Here is a 1200-nt window from a genome sequence, read left to right as displayed (position 1 = left end):
ACCTTTTCAGCCTGAGGTGTATGCTCTCAAAAATTTAGTTAGACAAATTACTAAAATTAACAGATTTAAGTCAGAATTTAATCATGACTTACATATTAAATCAGTGATTGCGACTAAAACCATGAAGAATAATACTCATAGAATGATTTTGAATAGTGCTAAACAAGCATTAGATAAGCAAGTTGATTTTTCAAACATTGAAATTAGAAACACTATCAAATTTACAGAGTATTTGCTTACAAATACTAAACCACTGGCTTTAGAAAAAGATGAAGATTTAAACAAAGAATATAAGCATTTTAAGCAGTTGTATTTTGATTTTGCTGAAGAATTAGGATATTAAGGAAGAGAGTGAATAAAAATGGCAAAGAAAAAATTAGATTTAAACAATTTAAATATAAATTTAGAAATTGAAAATACAGTGGAAACAGTAGAAATACCTGAAGAAATTAAAGATATTGAAACCCTTGAAAGTTTGAATATTAGCTACAATAATGAACTTTTTATCCTCAGAAAAAAAGCTGATACTGATACTTTTGAATTAGTTAAAGCAGATGTAGAAACACTAAAAGATAGAATTAACACAATTAAGAAGCAATCAGATAATAGAGTTATCAAAACAAAAGATGCTGATAAATTGCAAACAGGTTACTACTTTGACTCTTTAATTAATCCTTTAATTAAGCACTATTTGGGAGAATTAAATAGCTATTTAAAATCTCAAAAAGGTAAAAACTACAAGAAAGTATTTAAAGTTGACTTTACAGACAATGTTTTATACAACTTTTTTAAAACTGAAGGGGTTTGGGATAAAGATTTAAATACAATGCTTGCAAACAAAGAAAAGTATGCAAAAAAAGGAACTCAACTATTGTCTTATTTGGTCAAAGATATACCATTGGAAAAAATCATGACTTTAGATGAAATTGCTAAATCAAGACAAGGACTCTATGGAACTAAAGAGATTATTACTAAACTGGTAGAAACACACCCTCTATTCCTAAATGCTGATAAATATGATACAAGTTACTTTCTAAACTGTATCTTTAAGCAATATTTTGTAGCATATTGTAATGTTGATAGAGCAATCTTTTTAGATAAAAACTATGATGTAACTCAAATTAAGTTTAGTAAAGCTGATTTTGATAATTACTTTAGTATTTCTAAATTGGTTAATGATAATAGAAAAAAGAGCTTAAT

General features: G+C 26.4%; 2 protein-coding genes. Both read left to right on the top strand.

Annotation, left to right across the window (positions count from 1 at the left end):
• Window positions 1-343 (top strand): hypothetical protein (locus HMPREF9088_RS12140; RefSeq protein ID WP_040367768.1); only part of this gene is annotated, 343 nt, incomplete at its 5' end.
• Between the two features lie 18 nt (window positions 344-361).
• Window positions 362-1200: hypothetical protein (locus HMPREF9088_RS11135; RefSeq protein ID WP_007209361.1), on the top strand; the 839-nt coding region annotated here is incomplete at its 3' end.

The sequence above is a fragment of the Enterococcus italicus DSM 15952 genome, from assembly GCF_000185365.1.
Lineage (GTDB): Bacteria > Bacillota > Bacilli > Lactobacillales > Enterococcaceae > Enterococcus_G > Enterococcus_G italicus.
Note: the sequence above shows the minus strand (reverse complement) of the source record. Positions and strands in the feature narration are given on the sequence as shown.